Origin of the sequence: Candidatus Avelusimicrobium aviculae, from assembly GCF_949292495.1 — a bacterium.
Lineage (GTDB): Bacteria > Elusimicrobiota > Elusimicrobia > Elusimicrobiales > Elusimicrobiaceae > Avelusimicrobium > Avelusimicrobium aviculae.
In genome coordinates this window covers 1-18,633 of record NZ_CASEZB010000028.1, presented here as the reverse complement: position 1 = coordinate 18,633, position 18,633 = coordinate 1, and the positions used below count along the sequence as shown (strand labels likewise).

16 protein-coding genes are annotated in these 18,633 nt (G+C 46.0%); all 16 read right to left on the bottom strand.

Annotated features, from left to right (window positions below; translation table 11 throughout):
- Positions 1-184: 184 nt before the first annotated feature.
- Positions 185-1,783 carry a hypothetical protein gene (locus ACQY33_RS06585; protein WP_428075131.1) on the bottom strand — a complete coding sequence of 533 codons (1,599 nt, stop codon included), beginning with the start codon at positions 1,781-1,783 and terminating at the stop codon, positions 185-187.
- 13 nt (positions 1,784-1,796) lie between these two features.
- Complete coding sequence (locus ACQY33_RS06580; RefSeq protein ID WP_428075129.1) at positions 1,797-2,285, bottom strand: hypothetical protein; 489 nt, start codon at positions 2,283-2,285, stop codon at positions 1,797-1,799.
- Between the two features lie 12 nt (positions 2,286-2,297).
- Positions 2,298-2,894 carry a PulJ/GspJ family protein gene (locus ACQY33_RS06575; RefSeq protein ID WP_428075127.1) on the bottom strand — a complete coding sequence of 199 codons (597 nt, stop codon included), beginning with the start codon at positions 2,892-2,894 and terminating at the stop codon, positions 2,298-2,300.
- Positions 2,895-2,905: 11 nt separating this feature from the next.
- Positions 2,906-3,517: a type IV pilus modification PilV family protein gene (locus tag ACQY33_RS06570; protein WP_428075126.1), complete on the bottom strand. Its 612-nt coding sequence runs from the start codon at positions 3,515-3,517 to the stop codon at positions 2,906-2,908.
- A gap of 12 nt (positions 3,518-3,529) precedes the next feature.
- A complete protein-coding gene (locus ACQY33_RS06565; RefSeq protein ID WP_428075123.1) occupies positions 3,530-4,084 on the bottom strand; it encodes a type II secretion system protein in 555 nt (184 codons plus the stop codon).
- 18 nt (positions 4,085-4,102) lie between these two features.
- Positions 4,103-4,594, bottom strand: a complete 492-nt coding sequence (locus tag ACQY33_RS06560; protein WP_428075121.1) for a type IV pilin protein — start codon at positions 4,592-4,594, stop codon at positions 4,103-4,105.
- A 73-nt stretch (positions 4,595-4,667) separates the two neighbouring features.
- Positions 4,668-5,135 (bottom strand): prepilin-type N-terminal cleavage/methylation domain-containing protein, encoded by a 468-nt coding sequence (locus ACQY33_RS06555; protein ID WP_428075119.1) that lies wholly within the window; start codon positions 5,133-5,135, stop codon positions 4,668-4,670.
- 8 nt (positions 5,136-5,143) lie between these two features.
- A complete protein-coding gene (locus tag ACQY33_RS06550) occupies positions 5,144-6,367 on the bottom strand; it encodes a type II secretion system F family protein (protein WP_428075117.1) in 1,224 nt (407 codons plus the stop codon).
- Positions 6,368-6,387: 20 nt separating this feature from the next.
- Entirely contained in the window at positions 6,388-8,124 is a 1,737-nt protein-coding gene (locus tag ACQY33_RS06545) for a GspE/PulE family protein (RefSeq protein WP_428075115.1), read from the bottom strand.
- Between the two features lie 94 nt (positions 8,125-8,218).
- A complete protein-coding gene (locus ACQY33_RS06540; protein WP_428075113.1) occupies positions 8,219-9,787 on the bottom strand; it encodes a secretin and TonB N-terminal domain-containing protein in 1,569 nt (522 codons plus the stop codon).
- A gap of 52 nt (positions 9,788-9,839) precedes the next feature.
- Entirely contained in the window at positions 9,840-10,418 is a 579-nt protein-coding gene (locus ACQY33_RS06535) for a hypothetical protein (RefSeq protein WP_428075111.1), read from the bottom strand.
- Positions 10,418-11,041: a hypothetical protein gene (locus ACQY33_RS06530; protein WP_428075109.1), complete on the bottom strand. Its 624-nt coding sequence runs from the start codon at positions 11,039-11,041 to the stop codon at positions 10,418-10,420. Before ACQY33_RS06530 ends, ACQY33_RS06535 begins: the two co-directional genes overlap by 1 nt.
- The gene (locus tag ACQY33_RS06525; RefSeq protein WP_428075108.1) at positions 11,031-12,656 is read right to left on the bottom strand and encodes a hypothetical protein; all 1,626 of its coding nucleotides are present in this window, start codon (positions 12,654-12,656) and stop codon (positions 11,031-11,033) included. The genes ACQY33_RS06530 and ACQY33_RS06525 overlap by 11 nt, the downstream gene beginning before the upstream one ends.
- A gap of 18 nt (positions 12,657-12,674) precedes the next feature.
- Positions 12,675-14,612: a PKD domain-containing protein gene (locus ACQY33_RS06520; protein ID WP_428075106.1), complete on the bottom strand. Its 1,938-nt coding sequence runs from the start codon at positions 14,610-14,612 to the stop codon at positions 12,675-12,677.
- 175 nt (positions 14,613-14,787) lie between these two features.
- Positions 14,788-17,388 carry a tetratricopeptide repeat protein gene (locus ACQY33_RS06515; RefSeq protein WP_428075104.1) on the bottom strand — a complete coding sequence of 867 codons (2,601 nt, stop codon included), beginning with the start codon at positions 17,386-17,388 and terminating at the stop codon, positions 14,788-14,790.
- A 230-nt stretch (positions 17,389-17,618) separates the two neighbouring features.
- A partial coding sequence (locus ACQY33_RS06510; RefSeq protein WP_428075102.1) for a hypothetical protein occupies positions 17,619-18,633 on the bottom strand: 1,015 nt, incomplete at its 5' end.

Here is an 18,633-nt window from a genome sequence, read left to right as displayed (position 1 = left end):
GATACATACCAGACCTCCTTTATTAAGGCCTAATGGCCGATTACAGGCATTTTTACCAAACAGATACTTCTAAAAACCCTAACCTGTTAATCCCCACTGTATCAAAAAAAAAAAACAAGTCAAGCAAGTGTTAAAACTACCTTGCTTGACTTATGGTATTTTTTAAAATCTTTAACAAAACAAACTAAAAGCTATATCCGCTTCCGCCGGAGGCGGCCCACTTCCAAAAGGCATCTTCAAAAGCGTTCATGTCATTATAGTAATATACTTTTTTTAATGCTTTTTCAACGGAATAAGGCTCATAAATCTGTTTGCCGGAAGCGTCTCTCTTTAAAAACCCGCTGGACGGATCCCGCACGGCTTCCCCTTCAGCCAGCAGTTTAGTAAACTGCTCAAATTGCATGCGTTTAGACGGATAGGAAGAATTACCCGGGTTTAATAAAAACCGCACCATAGTATACGCCTGGAAATACCAATCCTGGGCTTGCCCGTTAGACTCCATCATATTCAAAGAACCCTCTTTCATAAACTGGTCAAACGGCATAAACGTGAGGGTTCTGCCCGGTTTGCGCATCATATTGGTGGGAGAGGAATTCCACCCTAAAGACATACGGCTGGACGGGTCCCGCTGGAAATTTAAGGTCTTAAAATCCTGCGCCCACGGCCCGCCCTGCGTGCCGTTATAAGCTTGGTCTTCCATCAGCACGGCAAGGCCCTCATCTAACCAGGCAGGAGTCATAATCTGGTACGTGCGGCGTTTGTCAAAAAACTTTTGAGTAAAAATATGCACCAGCTCATGCGTGAACATTTCTTTTAATTCCTGGGTTTTATTGGGCTCATCATAAACCACAATTTCGCCGCGGGTGGGATAAGCCATGGCGCGGCTCCAGGGTTTGGCGTTAGGTTCATATTTCAAGTAAGATTGATAATCCTGATATACAAACACGCGAACCCGGTCAGACATCATCCAAGGAATAAATCTTTTTAACGTATTATAAGACTGTTCAAACACGGCCGTCATATTAGCGGTTCCGCTGCCTATATCACGCTTTTGGGTATATACGGTAAAATTTTTACTTTGGCTTTCCTTCCATTGCACCCCGGGGCGGTATACGTTGGGGTTAAAACGGCGCGCCTTGGAAGAAGGCACCGTTGCCGTGACGTTTTTAGCGGCCGGCGGAGGGATGGTGCGCCCCCCTTCCTGAGAGTTTTTAGCTTGCCGAAGCATACGCACGGCTACTTCCACTTCAGCCGCTTCTTCCTGTTCTTCTTGGGAAAGTTCTTCTTTGGAAGCATTATCTTCCCCCTGTTGGCTTTCCGGCAAGAGAGCGTTTTCTTTTTCTATCGCTTTTTCCAACTCCGTAGGTTTGGCAGAGGTTTTGAGAGTGACGGCCTTGGAGGAAGTCTGTTTAGTACTGCGGGTAGAACTGGAAACGGAAGTTTTGGAGCTAGACACGGTCTTGCGAGGCTGAACCTGCGTCTTTACAACCGAAGAGGCATTGCCGCCCATATTAATAGGCATTTCCAAGGTGGAAGACGCTGTTTTAGCCCCCTGTGAATTAGACGGTACCTGCGTTCCCGCCGCGGCCTGGGAAGAAGAAACTTGTTGCTTCTCTTTGGTTAAAGACTGTTGCAACATATCTATATTAGATGTAGGAGTATTTACCTCCGACACTTGTATAGAAGAAGAAACTGCCCCCGCACCCGCGGAAGCAGTTCCTTGCGCATAAGAACAAAAAGCAACAAACAGCAAAGCAACAAACAGGCAAGCGTTTCTTTTCATAAGCCGCCCCTGACTATAAAGAAGCCCCTTCGCTGTTTAAAACTTCAAACACCATTTGCAGTTTGCCGTCTTCTTCCTTACCGGTAAAGTCTTCCTTGGGGTAGGAGGAATCCGGACTGGCATTATCATATAACCAAGCCCGAACGGTATAGGAGACATTATCTATTTGATAGGAACAGTCATAATAACGGTGTATAGCATTACCAGTGCTGGAACAAATACCGGTTGTTTCGTCGTAATCGTCACAATACATAAAGGCGCCGCGGCCGTCTCCGTTAAAATCGCCCAAAAAAGCTTCCGGCGATTTAGACGCCCATAAAGAGTTTACCTCCGCCATGCAGGAATCCACCATCAACTGCGTGGAAACGGAACGCCGTGTATGACGGGCAGTAATCGTGCGGGATAAAGTGGCCCGCAACAACATGGCGGCCATACCGGCCAAAACCACGGTCACTAATAAAACCTGCATTAAAGCAGCACCTTTGTTATTTTTTATAAACATATCAAACCTCTCTTACAGACCGTTAGGTAAAAGGAAAGTTTCTTCCACGATATCATTCACCGGCGGGGTGGAATCCAATTCCGTAATAATAGTTATATCCAACGCGCTGCCAATAGTGCCGGTACCCACACGTTTAAAATACGGGGAGGAATATCCTTCATAATTGTTCACATACTTTACATTACGCAAAACAATTTCCCCATTGCGGGTAATAGTTCCCCCGCGGGTAGCGGAGGATGGAACCACTTGATTACTGCGCGCTGCAGAACCCGTGGCCGAACCTTTATTAAAACGATAAGTCACGCAACCCATGCCGCTTACGCTGGTAAGGGTTTCCCCCAGCATGGTTTTATTATCACACAACTCAATTAAAGTGCCGCTGCCTGGGCCGGAAGAAGCCCCCATATTAATGTAGGTTGCTGCGTTAATATCATCACGCAAAGTGCGTAAAAATAAAGATAAATTATTGCGAAGCATTACTTTGCTGCGCCCCACGCCGGATTCACGCGTGGCAGCCGTGGTTAAAGAGGCCAGAGCCACGCCAATCAACCCCACCACCATAACGGCTAAGAGGACTTCCGTTAACGTAAAACCGTGTTTATTCTTCATATATCCCCCTCTTATTTGGTTAACGTATACCCGTTGCAGCGAATTTCAAAAGTAACCGTTTTGCCGGCAGAGGCGTTCTTGGGAGCATCTTTATCATAAACTCCCTCCTCAGTCGTCCAATCCGTATTTAAAATTTTATCCCGGCCTTCTTCCGGCAACATGCTGGACCATCTGCCCGCGCTGGCTTGATTTATACGGTATACAAAACAACTTTTTGCGCCAGTAGCATCATTACAATCATTGGCCACATCACGGTCACAAACGGGCGGCAATAAACAAGCAATATTATGGGTCCCGTTCGCGAGAGGATCTGTATCCGTATGGGCATTAAAACGGGCACGCCCGCACAAACCTTCCCGGAACGCCTCCGGTACATAAAACTGCCCTTTATCATCCTTTGTTTGCAGATCAAAATCTGTATTATATACATAGGACTGCAACTGCTCATGCGCCTTTTCCACCGCAAAAACCAACTCTTCGCGCAAATCCGGCGAAGAGGTTTTACGTGAGGCGGAAAGCAATACCGCAAACGATCCCGTGGCTACAATAGCCAAAAGGGCCAAAGCGATTAACCCCTCCAACAACGTTATGCCTTTTTTGCCTTTTAAAATGCTTTTAATCATAAAACCCTCTACTTAATTAGTTGCGTTGTCTGTTACTTGCAGACTGTTCTCATTCAAATAAATATAATATTTTTGCCCGCCATAATTCTGTGTATATTTGTTACCGGCGGCAGAAGCATCGTTGCCTACAGCCACTGCGTATGGTTTACCGTTGCAGGCGGAAGGCACATTGGCCACACATGAATAAAAGGTATAGGGCAGACCGGCAAAATCATTGGCGTTTAAGTAGCCACAGGCAAACAGCTGGGTAATGTCAGCCGTTTTTCCCGTACCCGGAACGCCGCTGGCGCCTAAATCTTGGCATGTCCCTACGGAGGTTAAACCGTCTCCAGTAAAACTGCCTGTAATTTTAACGCCTTTGCTGTTTTGGTAAAAAGAGCGCAAGGCTTCGGAGAGTTTTTTTACCCCCGCCTTTGCTTGGCTGTTGCGCTGCTCAAAACGTACAGAACGAAACGCGGGCACGGCAAAGCTAAGTATTACCGCTATAATGAGCAATACGGCTAAAATTTCCATAAGGGTAAAACCTTTTGTATTATTCACAATCGTTTTTCTGTCCATCCGTTTCATAAGGCCCCCTTGCAAGCCCTATAAGTTAACCGTAGACTGGTCCGTTTCCGCGTCATAACAATAAATCTTTTTTCCGTTGTATTTGGAACCCAGTTTACTGTTATTGCCAGTCATACAGGCAACACTGGAACCTTCCACCGTATATTTAAAATATCCGGAAAACCCAAGCTGGTCCACATAACCGTTAGCCACTAGGCAGCTGGCAGGCCATTGCGCTGAGGGGTTAGAAGCAAAACTGCGCTTACAAATATCTCCGCTGGCGCCTACTACGGACACATCATCCGAAATATTATCACTGCCAAAACTAATCCCCGGATAATCTATATGCGCCCGGTAATTGGCCAATGCCAAAGAACGCACCTTGGCGCGCCCCTCCGCTATACGGGATTCTGCAACGCTGTTGCGGTAGCTCACTGTGGCAAAAACAGATAAAATACCAATAATAGTGGCTGCAATCAACAACTCCAGCAACGTAAAACCACCTACAGAATGCCAAGCGTTTTTCTTCATAACCATATTCCTCTAAAAATATAAAAACTTATATTTAAGCCTCTTATAAGTATTGCGAAGTTTTGCGTATTTGTCAATTACCGCGCGTAGAGGTCACCCCGCCCGGATAAGTAAGGGTTTCCACCCCAAACCGGTCCACACAAACCTGATATGGAACGGGAGAATTACTATTACTGGCTTTTTGCATGCAAACATCGCAATTAGTGGCAATAGAATAGGAATACCCGTGCATACCGCTCATGGTGGTTTTTATATAATCATTTGTAAACAAACACTCATGCGGATACTTCCGGCAGCCTTCTTTATTTAAAGTTCCGTCCCCATTCTTGTCAGAAGCGGTGGGAGAGCCAGAACAAGACGTGCCTTTATACATTTGAATCACATTGTGCAAACCGCTGGAAATTTCCAGCAGTTTGCCCTCAGCCGCTAAAAAGCGGTTTTGTTCTTGGCTTTTTTTATAGGCGGGAACCGCAAATGCCGCAACGGACACCGCGATAACCACCACAATCATTACTTCTATTAACGTAAAACCTTTTTTCATACAGCCTCCTAGTTGCCCCCGATTTGGGACAGTTTAAAGATAGGCAAGAAGATAGAGGCTACAATAATACCAATTAGCGCACCCACACCGCAGATCAAGATAGGGTCAATCACCGCGGAGAAACGGGCAATGAACTGGTCTACGTTATCGGCATAGAATTTAGACAGCGTGGCAATAATGGCCGGCAATTTACCAGATTCTTCACCCATTAACATCATTTCCGTCATCAACCCGGGGAAAATACCCGTCTCACGGAAAGATTCAGAAATAGATTTACCAGCAGCCACTTCCGCGCGCACCTGTTTTAAGGCGTTTTGGATAATGACGTTCGTGTCAAAAGATTCTTCCAACACGGAAATAGCGTTTAAAATGGTAACGCCGGACTGTAACAGCGTAGACAAAGTGGAAAGCATCCGGTCATAATAAATATTCTTTAAGAAGTTACCAAACAAAGGCATAGACAGCAAAAACGCGTGCCAGCGTTTTTTGCCTTCCGGCGTTTTAATGTAAAAACGGAACCCGACGAACAAACCGATCATCATGACAATAAGCAAGATACCGTGGTTGATTAAAAAGCTGGATACCGCCAAAACCACTACGGTAATCATCGGCAGTTCAATATTAAAGTCTTTAAAGATTTGGGCAAACGTAGGCACGATACCCAAAATAAAGTAAATCAACACGCCGACAGACGCCGTACCCAAAATAAACGGATAGGTAACAGCCGTAATGATTTTGCTTTTCATTCCCTCTTGGGTTTTGGTATATTTTGCCACCTGCATGAGGGTGTCCGCCAACTGGCCGCCCACCTCACCGGCTTGCACCAAAGACAGCCAAATGGTAGAAAACGTGCGTTTATGGCGGGAAAGCGCCGTGTGTAAAGAGCTGCCGCCTGCAATATCTTTAGCTACTTGGGTAAGTACGGTACCTAACATCGGGTTGGAAGCGTATTCCCCCAGCAGCGAAATGGCGCGCACCAACGGCACACCGCCGGCAAGCAGAGTAGAAAGCTGTTCAGCAAAGAAGGCCAACACGTGCCCCGGCACTTTACCCGTCTTTTTCGGGCCGCCGGCCACACCGCCAAACAGGCTGGCTCCGCCTTCTTTAACATCCAACACAATATAGCCCTTATTCTGCAGGGCGAAAATTACTTTTTCCCGGCTGTCCGCCTCCACGCTGCCGCGGAGTTTTTTGCCGTTCATGTCTTGCACTTCATAGGTAAATTTTGCCATAAAACCCTCTTTTTAATTGATTATTCATCAGACATCGTGGCAGACAATACTTCATCCACCGTAGTAATACCGCGAATTACCTTATGCCAGCCGCTGGCACGCAAATTTAACATGCCGGAGCGGTCAGCCGCTTGTTTAAGAGCAACCAAATCCTGCGTTTTATAAATGATTGTACGCATTTCTTCCGTCATGCGGTACACTTCATAAATAGCACGGCGCCCCATGTAACCTGTGCCAAAGCACTTTGGGCAGCCTACTGATTTGAAAAAAGTCCAACTGTTTTGGTCTTTGGGATTTAAATGCCCTTCTTTTGCAATTTGGGCAAGAATATTGCTGTCTGGCATATGCGGCACTTTGCAATACGGGCATAATACGCGTATTAAACGCTGGGCCGCCACCAAGGCCAAAGAGCTGGACAATAAGAAAGGTTCCATCCCCATGTCAATCAAACGGGGAATAGCGCCTAAAGCTTCGTTCGTGTGCAGGGTAGATAACACCAAGTGACCCGTTAAAGCCGCTTTTAAGCAGGCTTCCGCCGTTTCTGTGTCGCGCACCTCCCCCACCAGAATAACGTCCGGGTCCTGACGTAAGAAAGAACGAAGCCCGGCCGCGAACGTAAGCCCAATAGATGCCTTTACCTGCACCTGGCTGATACCAGCCAGTTTATATTCCACCGGGTCTTCCAACGTCATAAAGTTTAACTCCGGCGTACGAATGGTGGTTAATACCGCGTTAAGCGTGGTAGATTTACCGGAACCGGTAGGACCCGTCAAGAAAATCAAACCATGGGGCAAGTTGGCCGCTTCCATAAACAAACGCTTTTGCTCCGGCTCAAAACCCAATTTATCAATATTCATTTCCCCGGTGCCTTTATCCAAAATACGAAGCACCAGCTTTTCACCAAATACCGCGGGACAGACAGAAACACGGACCTCAATCTTACGGTTTTGGAATTGAATACCAAAGCTTCCGTCCTGCGGTAAACGTTTTTCGGCAATATCCAACTTAGACAAAATTTTAATACGGGAAATAATGGCCGCGATAGCATCTTTAGAAGGCGGAGTGCGCTCGTACAAAGAACCGTCAATACGGAAGCGCAAGCTGACGCGCTCATCAAACATTTCCAGGTGAATATCAGAAGTACGTTCCGTAATAGCCTGGCGCAAAATAGCGTTCACAATTTTAACATACTGGGAAGTATTGGGCCGGACTTTATCCAAATCCAAATAACCGGAGTTTAAATCATCTTCATCGGCCTCATCTCCAGCGGAGCTGGCCGGTTTTTCGGATGCGTCGTTGATTACTTCTTCCAATAAATCTTTATTGGAATAAAAAGCGTCTATAACATTTAAAAGCTGGCTTTTGCTGGCAATGAAAGGCTGTATCTGCTTGCCAGACATCATTTTGATGTTTTCAATTAAAAATACGTTGGTGGGGTCATATAACGCAATAGCCAATTCATTGTTTTCCACAAATAAGGGCAAAACCATGTTCTCGCGGGCAAATTTCTCCGGAATAATTTCCTGCAAGTTTTGGTCTTTTTCCGGGCTTAAAATCCCGTTTTCTTTGGAAGCGTAGGGAATTGCAAAATGTTTGGATAAGCCAATAGTTACTTGGTTCTCGCTCGCGAAACCGAATTTTACAATAGCATCCGCCAAAGAAACATTGCTTTGTTTGGAGTAAAGCTGGGCACTTTTAAGCTGTTTCTCGGTAATGACGCCTCTTTCAATCAAAATCTCGCCTAACTGTTTTGCCATTTCCTAATCCCCCGAAATGCTTTTGCTGCTGTTTCTATGTTCAAACATCCGCCCCGCCGTAATTTATACGGCGGGGACGGAAAATTCTTATGGATTACTCCGCCAAAATAGTGGGAGTAATAAAGATGACTAAGTCCGTAGTAGATTTGGTCTTTTCTTTGCTGGTAAACAACCAACCCAATATAGGAATGTCACCCAATAACGGTACTTTGCGGGTAGAATCCGTTTCACGGGAGTTAAGCAACCCGCCGATAACCACCGTTTGACCGTTTTTCACACGCACCAAAGTAGAAACGGCGCGGGTGGTAGGGTCTTTGGTGTTACCAATACCGTCAGACAAGTCAGAATAAGAAGGCTGCACATACAAAGTTACGTACCCTTCGCGGTTAACCTGCGGAGTTACCTGCATGGTTAAACCCACGTTGGCTCTGTCTGTGCTTTCAGACATATAATCCCCGCTGCTGCCCGATGTAGTGGAGAAACCTACAGAAGCCTGGGTGGTGGTCATAATCGTAGCGGTTTTATTGTTTACCGTTACCACTTTGGGTTTACCTAAGTATTTAGCTTCACCGCGGGTAAGCAAGCTTCTTAAAACAATCTTAAAAGCAGAGAAGTCCAACAACCCGGCAGAATTTTCCGCATCGCTGCTGCTAGAAGAAGAGGAACTGCCGCCATCGCCGCCATCGCCGCTGCCGCTGTCTAACTGGCTAGAATTCGGGAAAATAAAGTTCCAGCCATGCACGCCATTGCCTTTAATATAATCATAGTCCACTTCGCGCATCGGACCGGTGAAGGTGAAGATGGAGCCGTCTGTCCCGCCGTATTCAAAGCCCAAGTTCAAACCGCTGGTTTTGTTTACTTCCACGATTTGGGCTTCAATCAATATTTGCGGAGGTTTGATATCCAACTCAGCCAAGATATTTTCCACTTGGGGAAACACCTCGGCCACGTCGGTTACAATCAGTTTATTGGTGCGGGGATCCACCGCAATGCGGCCCACAGGGGACAACATGCTCTTAATAATACCGATAATTTCCGCCTGTCCGGAATACGCATCTTGACTGGAATTCATAGCGGAAGTATCCGTGGAAATATTGTTGGACGAACTGTAAGAGCCCAAAGAGCTGCCCGTATTGGTGATTTGAGGAAGAACGCTTTCCATTTCACTGGCTGCGGAACCCATACCCTGCAAAGAAATATAGCTGAGCGTATAAATCTTTGTAATGGTATCCGGCGCATCATTGGAACGTTTGGTTACCACATAGCTTTCACTCTTACCAATACGCTGATAAGTCAACCCGTGCACACGAAGCAAAGTATCCAACGCTTCCCGTACAGTAACTTTAGTTAAAGAAGCCGTCACCTTTTTATCGGCGAATTCGTCACTCATAATAAAGTTAATCCGAGCTTGCGTAGTGATACTGTTGAGAAACGCCGATATCGGCACGTTAGACACCCTGATGGAAACGGTACGATCCAACGGGGAAGACTGTTCTGCCGCTTGAAATAAATCGGGTTCTCCTGTCATTCTGACCGTCTCTTCCGCCGTGAACGTTACCGTATTATCACTGGGAAGAGTCTGCCGGGCTTCCTGCGCTTGAACAGATGCGCTTAAACCCGTGGCCAAAACGAAAGCCAGAAAAACTTCTAAACGATTTTTCATCTATCCTCCTATTGCTTTTTTTAAATTAACAGAATTTTACCAAACAACAAAACTACCTTAACTGCACTTTCTTTGTAAATTTATGGCCTTTATACAAGAATACCACTTCATCGTTGCGTACGTCTACTATTTTTGCTCCGCGGACGGTTTTTCCTATCGTATAAATTTTGCTGCCAATAAATACTTCCTTGCCAATAATACCGCTTACGCGGATTTTGTCACGCACGGCTATCGTAGGATCTTTAATTAACGCCAACTCCAGCTGGCGTTTGCGCTCCGCTTCTTCACGGCGGCGGCGCTCTTCCGCCAATTTACGTTGCCGTTCCGCTTCTTCGGCGGCTAAACGCTGTCTTTCACGATATTGCAACAACAAGAAATCATCCGGAGACAAAGTAGGATCGCGCTGCACTTTTGGATTGTACACAATTTTGGCTTCTTCTTTTTTTACGGCAGCTTCATCCACAGTTTCACGGGGCGTAACGAACCCTTCCTGCGCATTAGACGCCATGGGCACAGCAGGCGGAGGAACCATAACAGGCGCCGCCGGAACAGCCTCTTGCGCGGTGGCCACTGCGCCGGATAATAAAATGACGCTAAGAAAAGGAGCGGCAAAAAATAATTTTTTCATCATTATTTACCTCCCTGATCTTTAAATAATTTAGGAGCCAATTTTTCTTTAGGGAACAGGGTATTAATGGTCATTTTAATACCGTTTGTTCCTAATTGGGCAGAATCTGCGTTTTTCCCTAATTTAAAAGAGGACAGACGCAAATATTCCGGGCGGTTTTCCAATTCCACCATCAGCTGCGCAAACTGCGGCCAAGACGCTGTGGTAGTTAACTCCAACGTAGCCAACGTATAATTGGGGTTCATGGTGTCTTCCGTCTGTGAACCGGAAAACTTAGGAGTCAGGTTTACTTGTTTAAACAAATCTAAAACCTGAGTCATCAGCCACTCACTCTTGGAATCCATATCCGGGAAGCGCGGCTCCAAATCCAATAAGCGTTTTTTGCTGGAAAGGTACTCTTGCTCATTGTTTTGCTGGGAATGAATGGCTTCTACCTGTCCGCGGTAATTGGTAATCTTTTTTTGGAAAGCACCGTTTGCATAATGAAACACCAAGAAAAACGCAACCACCACCACAAACTGTTTAGCAAACAGTTTGACGTTGCCTTCCTCCATCACCAGCTTCATATCATTGAAGCCTTTTTCAAGAGAAGCCTTTATCTTATTTAATTGCGCATTAGCGGACATACTTTTCTTCTCCTTGACCACATTTCAGTGAAAAAGTTGTTTCTTTAGGCAATTTGCCTAATTCTTCGGCCGTCAACTTGCGGCCGCTGGCAGCTTCGGCCCCTTCTATGGATACTTCCTGATAATTAATCTGCGGCTCATCTCCGCAAATCTCACGTATTATCGGCATTTCCATTAACTGGCGGCGGTACTTATCCCCCAGCACCAAGTCTGCCTGTCCATCCCCGCCGGATTTAATAGAACCTGTAATGGTAAAAGACCGCGTTTGACCAGATTCCGGCGGAAACTTATCTTTATATTCAAAATTCGTAATCCATACTTCTTGGGGTATTGAATCCACTATTTCCACCAACAACGGGGTGATGGGATTACTCTTTAAGAAGGTTTCCAAATTAGAGTTTTGGCTCTTGATTTGGGATAAGTTATTAGAGATTTGGGAAGCCGTTAGGCCTTCAAAATCTTTGATAGGGTTGCTGTTTGAAGCTTTTACTTGCTGTAATTCTTTATAAGCGGTTTGTACAGCAAAATAATTCTTACAAATTAACAAAAGCAACACAACTACCGCAACCACAGCTATTTTCCACGCCATTAAAGCGGCGTTAAACTCATAATCGCTCAAGCGGTTGCCTTTAACAAAATCCAAATCCGGCGCCTTGGAGTCATAAAATTTACCGCTGGCCCCAATAGAAGAAATCTCCCCGGCGGATTTGGTTTCAATTCCGTATATTTCAGACAAATTCCATTTACGAACCGGTTTTTTAGAATCCGCCTCCAGCGCAGTAATCCAGTTATCCACGTCATGCCCTACGATAACCGCTTCCTCAAACGGGTCTTTTTCCAACTGTTTGGCAATAAATTCCGTACAGTTGGTAATTTCAAAACGGCGGCGTTCCGCCGGCAAAGAACCTGAAATTTCCACTTCACGCAGTAAAACGGGGGCTCCTTCGTTTAAAAACACGAAGCTGGCTAAATCCTTTCCGAAAAAAGAATAAATGCGCCCGTTGTTGCCTACGGCTTCTTTATCGCTGGAGTCAAAAGCCCGGCTTAAAGACAATACGGACGGCTCCGCCGACACCATTTCCAACCCGGCTGAGCGCAACCCTTTAGCCAAACGCTCCAAAATGACCTTGCTGGTCATGGCAAAAACGACGCCGGTCTTTTTTTGCTTAGTGGCAGCCGTTTCAAATTCATACACATGATAGGCGTATTCGCCTTTCTCAAACGGGAAGTGTATATATTTGCGCGCCTGAAGCGGAATGGTGGTCTTCCAATTTTTACGCTCAATGACGGTAGGAATAACAAAATGTCTGAGCAGACAAAAAGCAGAAGATAAACTGACAACCACTTTATCCGTCTTCCAACGTTTTTTGCTGGCTACTTTAGTTAAAGCGTCCAGCCAGTTGTCCATTTGAAAATAGGCTTCATTTAAATCCAGCGGTTTAAGCTGGGAGTGATCTACATTAGACACAGGCACCCGCAACAGGGATTCCAACACGGTTCCCCCGTCTTTCTGGGCGCTTTGTGCGATGTACATTTCATCCAGACCGATGTATAAACCTAAACAGTCGGGATGGGCTTTCATGTTTTTGCCAATCAACGTTTCTACGATATTCATGTGCAAAATCCTTAAATATTACTGCTGGGTTGTTGTTGTGCTGGAGGTGGAACTATAACTCTCATACGGCATATCATACGGGTTATTGGTCGCACCGCTTCCATACGGATCAGCCGTTCCAGCCGGCTGAGCGGCATACGGATTCGTCCCGGCGGCGGGCGCATACGGGTTAGCCGCAGCCGCTGACGGAACCGCATACGGATCAACCGGAGCAGTGGTGGTGGTGCTGGAAACAGGAGCCCCATATACGCTAGGATCCGTAGGCAAAGGCGGATAAGACGCGGAACCAGGATTATCTAACGAACCCGGAGGCAACGTTTCCTCATAAATGTTTACCGTATTGGTGTTCATGCCTCCATCTACCACGTTGGTGGTGGAAATATCGGTGTAAGAAATGTCTTCTTGTACCGGGGCTACCATCTTGCGGCCGGGTTTAGTCCATAAGCGGGGCGTTTTATAGTTGCAGTTTTTGCAAATATTTTCTTCAGAAACAGCTTGTTTTTGTTCCCCGCATTTTACGTTAATTTGGCGTCTAATGGTTTTCTTTTCACCGGTAGAATCCGTTACCGTTAACACCAAGGTATATTTGCCGCAGTCCATTTCCGGCCCAATAATGCCTTTGCGCGCGTTCCATAAAATTTGATGATATACAGGAGCAAAACCTTCCAATTGGCGCACTACATAATATTTGCCGTCTTTGCCATGCTGTACAACTTGGAAAATCCAGTTATTGACAGGGTTGACCGTTTCAATGACGGAAAAATCAATGGCAAACGCTTCCCCTTTGGAAGGATCAATTTCATTGCTCACCGGCACCACCGCAATGCTGAGCAGCGGGCGCTTGCTGACTTGGTTGGCTTGAGCGATAGCGCTGGGCAATTCGGCTTCAAAATCAAACACGATAGAAAGCCCTTCCAAATTGGCGAATTTGGCAGGCGGTTCCTGATCATATAAACCCATGTTGTAGCTGATTTTGCCGGAAGAAATACCTTTATGCACAAAGAAAGAATTTAACGCCATGGCTTGGCGAATACCGGCCAAAGTTACGTCATCCGTGTAAGAACCGGCGGGCAAAATGATATAGCTGGCACCTTGGGTAAGAGCCATCAATGAATAAATATCGTCTAACAACGGTTGGGCTTCCGGCTTAAAGCGATACCCTTGGAAAATGACATCCCCGTCAATATCAATGGCGTCGGGCAAATTATTGCGGAAATAAATGCGCACCCCTTTGGTGTTGCGGATGCGGGCAATTACATCGGATTTCATGCTTTCCAGTTTCTGCTGGCTGTACAACTCACGCGCCTGCAACGCTTCCGGAGAAGTCAAATCCGTATAAGTAGAACCGCCCTGGGCAACGATTTCAACCTGTTCCGCTTCACGCTGAACGCTGGCATAAGAAGACTGGGAATACGGTATCGGCTCCGCGGCGGCCGCCTGTTGAGAAGAGGAATAAAATTCTTCTTGCGTTACAGAAAGAGACTCGGAAGAGGCATTTGCAGAAGAACTTGAAGAAGAAACCGTAACGCCTTCTTCTTCTATCACGGAAGGAGACAGCGTTTCCAAAGCAGAGCCGGCAATGGTCTGCTCGCTGGCGTTTTGCCGCAAGAGCATTTCTTTTTGGGCTTGGGCCTCGGCTTCGGTCGCCGCGTCAGAGAGGTGTTTAATTTCCCCTTCTTTAAAAGCCACGTCCACTTCCACCGGGTTTTGGATGCCGCCAATGCGGTTATGAATCATGTTCACGTATTTGTTGGCTTCGGTTACCTGTTTGCGGTTACCCGTAAGCAATACGTCAATAAAATATTCCAAAGCTTCGTCGTTTTTCCCTTCATCAAACAAAGCTATACCCTTTTCCAATTGTTTTTCCGGCGTAGCGGCAAACAACGGAGCATTGTCGCCCACGAGCGACAAAAACATAAAAGCGGCAACTAAGGTTGCGCTCAAATATTTATTCATTTTTATCATAGATTCAGTAATCCTTGCCCTTTGTAAAGGTATCTTTCTTCATGCTTTTACAACTCAACAGATATTAGAATTATAGCAATTTAGTTGCTTTTGTAAAGCCACTTTTTTGTTATATCCTTAAAAAATACGCATTCCCATACGCCCGAACGCGTGGGCGCGGGAAGAATTATTCCAGCGCTGCCAGGCGTTTTATCGCCGTAGGATTGCCCGGATAATAAAATAACGCGCTCTGTAAATAATACTTTGCCAAATCCGTTTGCTCCGCCCGGTAAAGAAGCGTAGACAGCGCCAAATTGGCGGATAAATCTTCCGGATGTTTTGCCAGCACTCCTTCCAAAACAGACTTAGACATCAAGTCATTCCCCGCCTGATTAAAATACTGCGCCAGTAAAATGGGTCCGTTTGTATCGTCGGGATAATCTTCAATATAAGCTTCTATATTCCCGCGCAAGGCTTTGCGCACGGCTTTGGGCTGCGTCCAATAATTTGCCGTTTTAACATGCAAATCCTGTATGCGTTTGGCTTGCGCCACCACCGGGGGAAGGGCCTCCCCTTTTTTATACAAGCGGGTCAGCCCGCGCAGGAGGGAACGGTCCAGCGTATCCGCCGTTAAACCTTTTTTATAAATATTTTTGGCAAATTCGGGCTCTTCACGTTTGACGTAAATTTCACCAAGCGCCGTCCATAAAGCGGAAGCGTACGGAAATAAGTGCGTGCCGCGTTCCAGCAGTTTTAAATTTTCCGAATCGGCATAAATAACGTTTTGTTTAATCAAATCGGCCAGCATATCATATGCTTGCAAATTGTAGGGATTTAGTTTTAGGTTCTGCGTCAAATACCTAACGGCTTTTTCCTCGTCCCCGGTTCCCAAAGCGGCCAAAGCGGCGTTGAAATAGATCTCATCATAATAACCGGCAGCGGCGGCGGATTTTTCATACGTTTTTAAGGCGGCGGCGTAATTTTCTTCTTTTAAATACAGATTGCCCAGGCGAAGACCCGCTTCGGTGTTGGCGGGATACAAAGCCAGCGCGCGGGAAAGATTTTCCTGCGCTTTTTGCGTATCGCCCGCCGCCATGGCTTTTAAGCCCTCATATCCGCGGAAAAAGCTGTTTAACACCAGCCCCTGCCACACCACTACCGCCGCGCACAACGCCAAAATAATCAGCGCGGCGGTTTTGGTAACCGGGTTGACGGTAATGGCCACGGTGCGTTCTTCTTTCCCCACGCCGCTTACCTCCGCCCCCACAAACCACCAGAAGAAAAACGCCGGCACCACGGCATGCAGGGATATATTAAGCATATTGTCCACCAACATGCCCAAAATACCGCAGAACAGCGCTTGCAAAAGTTGTTTTTTGTCGCCCTCTTTTTTATGGGAGGCGAAATCCCGCACTTCCAAAAACAACACCATAAACATAAACAAAAACAAGCCGCCGCCCACTATACCGCCTTGGGCGATTTGAAAAAACAACTCATTATGCGGGGCGTTGGTTTGGGCTTTTAAGGAGCGCAGGTTGGGGTGTTCCAAAAGGGTTTTGGCCTGGTTTTGCGCAAACGCCATTTGAAAGTTTCCCAATCCGGCCCCCATTACCGGGCGGGATAAAAAGATTTCTTTGGACACGTCCCACATGAACAAACGCTGGTGGAGAGATTGGAAAATATGGTCCTTATCCACGTCTAACGTAATATTGGAAGGGGTAACTTGCTTTATCTCAGCCGCGCGCGCCGCCACCGGGCTTTGCGAGCCGCCAAAATAAGCCGAGCCGTACAACACTCCCCCCGCCAGCACAATCAACAAAAAAGCGCGGGCTTTGCGCTTCCAAATCAGCCCGCGCAAAGAGCCAAACATCCACATCATCACAAACCCGCACGCCGCCCCAATCCAGCACGAACGCGCCAACCCAAAAGACAAATACAGCAAATACACCAATGTTAAAAAGCCGTATACCAGCATGTCTTTTTTGGAAGACGCCCTTAAAAAATACACCGCAATCGCCGGCAGCAACATCACCACCGCGGAAGAAAGAAAGTTGGGGTTTCCAAAGGTGGAAAACGCCTTGGTGGCAAACTGGCTCATTTCAAACGGCCACAAAAACTCCAGCCCCAGCGCCTGCATTACCCCGTACACGCACGCCAAAAACACCGCCACAAACATAAGAACAATAATGTTTTCCTGCGTTACTTTTTTTAATACCTTTACACCCAGCCAAATACCCGCCGCCCACAATAAAACGGCGTACCAGTCAAACATGCGGGCAAATAAATTATCGGCTTTCAGCATGGTGTGCAAAGACGGCAGCAAAAACCACAAAGACCCCCACACAATAAACAACAAAATATAATTGGTTTTGCTTTCTATCTGGCCGGAAAAAGCGACGTTTTTGCTAATGACATACGCCCCCAGCGCCACCACCAAAAGCAGCGTTCCGTAATCCAACAAGTTATAAAACATAGTCTGGCGCAGGGCCTGCGGCTCCGCCGATACGGCAGAAAGCCACGTTACCGCGCATACGGATACATAAACGAAAAAGGCCAAGTCAAAAAATGTTTTTGTAAAATCAATGGTTTTAGAGCGCAAAAATTTGACGGCCATTGTACCGTAAATAAGCGCCAAAAGCACGTATAAAAGCGTGTTTTGGATAAGGAAAGGGTTCTCTGTCAAATCCGTAAAAAAGATAAGCGGAACCACCAAAAACACCGCAGCAAGAAGCAAGCGGATAATTTTTACGTAAACAGTTTCTTTATTGGGACGGGTTAAATTAAGCATAGCAAACCTTTTGGCCTGTTGGAACGCAGGCGGCAGAAATATAATACAAATTTTTTATATTTTAGTTTTTTATGAGCCAAGAGAAAAGAGAAAAAACAATATACTCATCATTTTGTTTATAAATTATAACTACAATATATAAAAAGAGGAAATATTGCTAATTAATAACCAAGAACCGGCCTTTTAACTGGCCGGTTCTTGGTTTACAAACTTATTTATTGGACTATAAGTTAATTACCACAACACGTTACAGTGCGTTTTTCATACTTTGCATCACACTGATATAAGCGGAACTTCCATTTACGCCCTCCCGCATGTTCATCGCATGTATACACACTAAACCCATTGCCCAAGACAGGGTGACCAGCTGTCAAATTACCACATTCATTATTAAACTGTGGTTTTACATAGCATCTTTCTCTGCTTCGACACCCATGAGTATCCGTTGGATCTGTAATACCACATATCCGCCGACACATTTCATAGCCACCATCCCAGGGACCACTTAAGTCAACAGGACATTCTTTCGTGATAACACCATAATCTACCCATTCTTCAATACCACCTCCAGGAGCTAATAAATGAAAGCCCCAAGGTAAATTATTTACCATATTTCCACTGGATAAATCTGAACAACTAGCAATAGCATAGTTATGTCTAGATATTATACTCTCTGAAGCAAAGCCACTTGCAACTTTGGCCTTTTCCTTACGCTGTTGAGGAGAACAGGTAGGGCCTCCCCACACATAACCTGAAGGCGGGTCAAAAGCCAAAGTATTAGTTTCTCCTATTTGTCTATCTGCAGGAGTAGAACGGACATCAGTACAAGTACCAACAAAGCCTCCATCACAAGAAAATTCGACATCCGTATTACCACCGGGGCAAGTATCCTGCGGCAAAGAAGAAACATCTGTCCACGACGTAGTGGATTCTTGGCAGGTGTTACATTCTTCAGCAGTTTTAGAACAAGTACCCAAGGAATCAGTCCACTTACCATTTACACATTTTTTTGTCGTTTGCTCGCCACACCCATTACAGGATTGACTACCAGAAACCTCTCCATCAGAACATTCATCGCCCTCTGTAGTTCCACCGGTTCCATTGCATACCAAGTATACGTCCGTATACGTAGTGTTTGTGTCTACATCCGCTCCTAATTCCAACTCCTGCCACGTCACCGTACCGGCACACCCGGGAAAGTCGTTGCTGATCTCGTTAAACATATGGAAACTGTTCACCGTCGCT